Origin of the sequence: Desulfobacter curvatus DSM 3379, from assembly GCF_000373985.1 — a bacterium.
GTDB classification, from domain to species: domain Bacteria; phylum Desulfobacterota; class Desulfobacteria; order Desulfobacterales; family Desulfobacteraceae; genus Desulfobacter; species Desulfobacter curvatus.
On record NZ_KB892943.1, the window covers coordinates 1 to 6,051 of the forward strand.

Genomic DNA, 6,051 nt, shown 5'->3' on the forward strand with positions numbered 1-6,051 from the left:
TTCAACAGCGGCAAGCTGGCGTTCCAAAATCAGTTTTGCGCCCTGGGCCGGGCCCACGGACCGTTTGCCGTCCCGGACCCAGGAATAAATTTTAGCGCCGACTTCAGGGTCCACCGCGTTGATGGTGATGCTCACATGGGTGGTATTGACGGCTTTCAGTTCATCCAGGTAGGGCTGNATGTTCAGGCCGTTGGTGGCCACGCACAGCAGCATTTCCGGGTAGGCGGCGCGCACCTTGGTCAGGGTTTCCATGGTTTTGTCGCCATTGGCAAAGGGATCGCCCGGGCCTGCAATGCCCACCACGGAGGTGTTGGGTTTGGCTTCAACCACCTCTGCCAGGTAGGCCATGGCCTGGTCCGGACTCAAAATGGAGGAGGTGACCCCGGGGCGGCTCTCGTTAACACAGTCAAACTTTCTGTTGCAGAAATTACACTGGATGTTACAGGCCGGCGCAACCGGGAGGTGAACCCGACCGAAATCCTTGCAGGACTTTTTATTAAAACAGGGATGGTTATCTAAATTCATCTTCATTTTCCTTACATATATGAGTATCCGATTCTGGATTCGGTCTGTTTTTCAGTTAAAATGGCATTGACGATATTATCAAACAACTGCTGGGCCCCTTTGTATCCCACGTGCAGGATACGCGAGCCGCCTACACGGTCGTGGATGGGAAATCCCACCCGGACCAACGGGATTTTCAGCCGTCTTGCCATGGCATAGCCCTTGGAGTTACCGATGATGAGTTCAGGCCGCTGATCTTCGGGCATGGCGGCCGCGGTCTCTTCCATGCAGGTGAAGTCCATGTCATTCTGGATGATCACCTGGTCAATGAGGGTTTCGGGCAGGGTCTGTTCAAGGGCTTTTTTAAAAGTTTTGCTTTTACCGCCGGATGCGCAGAGCACAGGGATGATACCCACTTCGGCAAGGAATCCGGCCATGGAGACCACAAAATCCTCTTCCCCGTAAATCAGTGCCCGTTTTTTGGCTACATATTTATTGCCGTCCACATAGGCATCCACCAGCCGCCATTTCTCTTTTCTGTACCGTTCGGGAACGGGCCGGCCCGAAATCTGGGACAGGATATCCAAAAAGCGGTCCGTGGCCTTGACCCCGATGGGGATGGGCAGGCGGGTGCAGGGGACGCCAAAGCGTTTGTTCAGGATAGCGCCTGCGGTTTCCAGGCCCTTTTCTGCGGCCAGGGCCAGCACGGCACCGAACTCCATACTGTGGACGGCCACATTCATCTTTTCAATAGCTGAAATGGTTGTGCCCCCTTTCTGGATGGCCTGGTATTCCTGCCATGACGGCCCTTCCAGCCGCTCGGAATAATCGGGCAGGATGGCCACAGGGGTATGAAAATCCTCAAAAATGTCTTTTAAGTGCCGCAGATCTTCATTGGAGAGCATGCCGGGGAACAAATTGACTTTTTTCTTTTTCTTGGGCCGGTAAACGATTCTTTTGCCCGCCGGGTTGAAGCGGTCCACCACGGCTGCCACGGCACCATGGAATCCGTCCACATGGGTGCCGGAATATGATGGTGTGGATACATGGACCAGGGCCGTGCTGTTTATATGATTGTCCATGCTGTTTAATATTAACTGGACATCATCCCCAATGGTTTCTGACAGGCAGGTGGTGGCGATACCGATCATACTCGGGGCATACTGGCGGGCCACGTTTTCAATGGCCAGCTTCAGGTTGGCCCCGCCGCCGAATACGGCGGTTTCCTCGGTGAAGTTGGATGAGGCAATATCCACGGGTTCCTTGAAATGGGAGATCAGGTAGCGCCGCATATAGGTTGAACATCCCTGGGAGCCGTGAAGCAGGGGTACGCAGCCTTCAATGCCCTGGAACACCAGGGTGGCCCCTAAGGGTGTGCACATTTTACATGCATTCTGGGTCGGGGTATATGAGGGTGTCTCTTTATAAGATTTGCTCGGGGTCATATCGCACCTTCCTTTCCGGTGGGGTTCTGCCGTCTGGGCACAAGATCCCATACCGGGCTTGTAACGGTTCCGTGTACTTCTTTTGCAAAATTGACCATGCCTTCAAATCCCACCAGGGGAATTTTGCGTTCATGGTTATGGTCGCAGAACCCGATGCCCATCTTATAGGCAATGGGCCGTTCCTTAACCCCGCCGATGAACAGGTCCGCGTCCTTTTCAACGGAATACTTGGCCAGCTCCAGGGGGTTTGAGTCATCTAAAATCACGGTGCCCTCGTTGCACATCTGCCTAAGCACCTCATAGTCTTCTTTGGTACCGGTCTGGGAGCCTGCCAGGACCACTTCCATGCCCAGGGTTTTTAATGCCTTGATCATGGAGAATGCCTTGAACGCGCCGCCTACGTATATGGATGCTTTTTTGCCTTCAAGGTCTTTTTTCATGGTCTCCAGGGTGGGGACAATGGCCTGGACTTCTTTTTTGATCAGGTCCCGGGTCTTTTTTAAAATCTCAGGATTTTTGTTAAAGTGTACCGCCACCTGGTACAGGGCCTCGGAGGTGTCTTCGATACCGAAATAGGAGACCCTTATATAAGGGATGCCGTACTCTTTTTCCATCTGCTTTGCCAGGTGGGTCACCGACCCTGAACACTGGACCACGTTCAGGGCGGCATTGCCCGCCTGCTGTACTTCTTCCACCCGGCCGTCACCGGTGATCACGGAGACCACCTTGACCCCCATGGCTTCATAATATTTTTTAATGATCCATGTCTCTCCGCCAATATTGAATTCGCCCAGGATATTGATGGAGTCCGGGATGGTGACCCGGGGGGCCTTGTTTCTTTCGATCAGACTGAACAAGGCGTCGCATGCCGCCTTGTATCCGTCTTTTTTGGTGCCTTTAAACCCTTCGGAGTGGACAGCGATGACAGGAATGTTGGTCTCTTCTTCCACCTGGCGGCAGACCGCATCCACGTCATCACCAATAATGCCCACAATACAGGTACAGTAGATAAAGGCCGCTTTGGGTGAATATTTTTCAATCAGCTCCAGCAATGCCTTTTTCAGCTTTTTTTCTCCGCCATAGATAATATCGGTCTCTGACAGGTCCGTTGAAAAACTCATCCGGTGAAGCTCCGGGCCCGAAGATTGGGCCCCTCTGATGTCCCAGGTATAGGAGGCGCACCCGATGGGGCCGTGAATCAGATGCAAGGCGTCGGCAATGGGGTAAAGCACCACCCGGGAGCCGCAGAACACACAGGCCCGCTGGCTGACTGCGCCGGCCAGACTCTTGGTTTCACATTCCATCTCAAAGGGCTGGTTACCCTTCTGGTAGATCTGTTTTTCTCTCTGTTTGAGTACCGATATGGAGGTCATTTTATTTATCCTTTACTATTCTACCAGTTCAAAACGTTCTTCGGGTGCATCCCGGTCCGTGCGGTCCATCAGGGCGCCCAGGATTTTAATCAGGAACTGCAGCCCGCCGCTGTATCCCACGGAAGGGAAGTAGGAGTGGCCGACCCGGTCCAGGATGGGGAAGCCATGGCGTACAAAGGGAATATCCTCGTCCCGGGCAATGTATTTGCCGTAGGTGTTGCAGATGAGCAGGTCCACGGGTTCGTTCTTAATCAGCTGATGCAGGTAAAACAGGTCACTGGGGCCTTTGACGTTGATGTCGTCGCCGAACTTGGCCGTGACTTCCTTGATCCGTTTGGTAAAAGCCTTGCCCGGGGTGCCGGTAACGATGTGAACCGGTTTCATGCCGATGGTCACCAGGAATTCGACCATGGGGATGAGCTGGTCCGGATCACCGGCAATGGCCACCTTTTTGCCGTACAGGTGGGGCTGCATGTCTGAGATCACATCCAAAAGCTGTCCGCGTTCCCTTGTAACGGCATCGGGTACGGAGACGCCGGCTACGGTGCGCAGGGCATCAACAAACCGGTCTGTCGCCAACAGGCCGATGGGCAGATCCTGCACCTGGCAGGGGACCTTGCACTGGGCGTCAAGGGCTTTAACCGCATCAGATGAAGCCCAGGCACCAAGGCCGATGGAAGCGATGCTGTCGCCTGTGCTTTTCAGCTCATCAATGCTTGTCCCGCCCTTGGGATACATATTGAATTTACCGGTCAATGGCCCGTTCACAATGCCGGAGGTGTCCGGGAAAAGAATGGTCTCAATGCCCAGCATCTCGGCGATCCGTTTCATTTCAGCCATATCAGACGGTTCCACAAATCCGGGCACAATGTTGACTTTCCCGTTGGATTTGCCGGTCTTTTCAGCCATCTGGAGGGCGATGGATTTTACCATATTGGAAAAGCCGGTGACATGGGAGCCCACATAGGACGGTGTTGCCGTATGGACCACATACTTGCCTTCGGGGATGGTGCCGTCTTTATAGGCCTTCTTGACAATCTGGTTCACGTCGTCGCCGATGGTTTCGGACAGACAGGTGGTGTGAACCGCAACCATGTCCGGTTTATACGTGGTGAATATGGTTAAAAGGGCCTGGAGCAGATTGGCCTGGCCGCCGAATACCGATGCCCCTTCAGTAAAGGAGGAGGTGGCCGCCATGATGGGTTCACGGTAATGACGGGTCAAGGTGGATCTGTGATAGGCGCAGCAGCCCTGGGACCCATGGCTGTGGGGCAGGCAGCCATGAATACCTAATCCTGCGTACATGGCCCCGATGGGCTGGCATGTCTTCGCCGGGTTAACAGCCAGAACTTTTCTTTCTTTAATCTCTTTGGGTGTATGTCGAAGCAGCATAAGTTTCTCCTGTTGCTTTTTTATCTGTATGTTCAACTAATTACATTGAATTCGTTCATGATTTATGAAGGGCAGACCTTGGTNAGAGACCAGGCCAGCCCATGGCCGTTATTCCATATTATACTTGGCGGACAATTCAGGGGCCTTCTGCCAGGGCGCTTCCAGATACTCCCAGATATTGGCATTGAGCATGCGGTCAATTTCATCGCAAAAATTCATAAATCCCTTGAATACCGCGTAGGGGCCACCCGTGTCATAGGAGTGGAGCTGCTTCATGGGAATGCCGTGCTTCTGAACTGCGTATTTTTCCTTGATACCGGCACAAAAGATGTCCGGTTTATACATTTCAATCAGGGTTTCTGTTTCGTGCTGGCTGATGTCGTCAACAATCAGGGAACCTTCGACCATATCAGGAATCATGCCCTCATACTCTTTAAACGCATACCCCTTTGCCTCCAGCGCTTCCATCTCGGCCTCGGTTTTTCTGGGGTTATACCGGGTTTCATCCGGTTCGATTTCCAGCTCCTCAATGTTTCTGGAGTCTGCATCAATTTTAATGTCCGGAATGACATGGCGTCCTTCATAGTCATCCCTGTGGGCAAACTCGTATCCTGCGGAAAGCACTTCCATGCCGATGGCCCGGAACAGCTCCTGGTAGTGGTGGGCACGGGAGCCACCCACAAACATCATGGCGGTTTTACCTTCACACCGGGGTTTAACCTCTTTGATTTTGGCTTCAACCGGCGCCATTTCCTCGGCAATTACCTCTTCCACCTTATCGATGAGTTCCTGGTCTTCGAAATAGGCGGCTATTTTGCGCAGGCTGCTGGCGGTTGACGTCGGTCCCAGGAAACTGACTTTTATCCAGGGGATACCGTACTTGATCTCAAGCATGTCCGCCACGTAGTTAATGGATCTGTGGCACATGACCGCATTGAGGTCCGCGGTGTGGCAGTTGGCAAACTGATCCATGGTGGAGTTACCTGAAAATGTGGAAACCAGCTGGATACCGCATTTATTCAGCAAATCTTCAATGATGAACCCGTCACCGCCGATGTTGTATTCGCCCAGCAGGTTGATTTTGTATTTCGCGTCCATGACCGTATCATCCAGNCCCACAACATGGGTAAAAATGGCGTTGTTGGCAATATGATGGCCGGCAGACTGACTTACACCCTTATATCCCTCACAGGAGAAGCCGAAAATGTTGATGCCCAGCTCTGCTTTCATCTCCCGTGCCACGGCATGGATATCGTCGCCGATCAGCCCCACCGGACAGGTGGAAAAGATGGAGATGGACTTGGGTTTAAAAATGTCATAGGCTTCCTGGATGGCGG

General features: G+C 52.9%; 5 protein-coding genes. All 5 read right to left on the reverse strand.

The features are described 5' to 3' along the window. A partial coding sequence (locus tag B147_RS0104885) for a radical SAM protein (protein WP_033396913.1) occupies nucleotides 1-531 on the reverse strand: 531 nt, incomplete at its 3' end. Nucleotides 532-536: 5 nt separating this feature from the next. Further along, complete coding sequence (locus B147_RS0104890) at nucleotides 537-1,949, reverse strand: nitrogenase component 1 (RefSeq protein ID WP_020586122.1); 1,413 nt, start codon at nucleotides 1,947-1,949, stop codon at nucleotides 537-539. After that, nucleotides 1,946-3,322, reverse strand: a complete 1,377-nt coding sequence (gene nifE / locus B147_RS0104895; RefSeq protein ID WP_020586123.1) for a nitrogenase iron-molybdenum cofactor biosynthesis protein NifE — start codon at nucleotides 3,320-3,322, stop codon at nucleotides 1,946-1,948. The genes B147_RS0104890 and nifE overlap by 4 nt, the downstream gene beginning before the upstream one ends. A 15-nt stretch (nucleotides 3,323-3,337) precedes the next feature. Then, on the reverse strand, nucleotides 3,338-4,714 hold the full coding sequence (gene nifK, locus B147_RS0104900; protein ID WP_020586124.1) for a nitrogenase molybdenum-iron protein subunit beta: 1,377 nt from the start codon (nucleotides 4,712-4,714) through the stop codon (nucleotides 3,338-3,340). A 108-nt stretch (nucleotides 4,715-4,822) separates the two neighbouring features. After that, the gene (locus B147_RS0104905; RefSeq protein WP_425387005.1) at nucleotides 4,823-6,046 is read right to left on the reverse strand and encodes a nitrogenase component 1; all 1,224 of its coding nucleotides are present in this window, start codon (nucleotides 6,044-6,046) and stop codon (nucleotides 4,823-4,825) included. Between the last annotated feature and the right edge of the window lie 5 nt (nucleotides 6,047-6,051).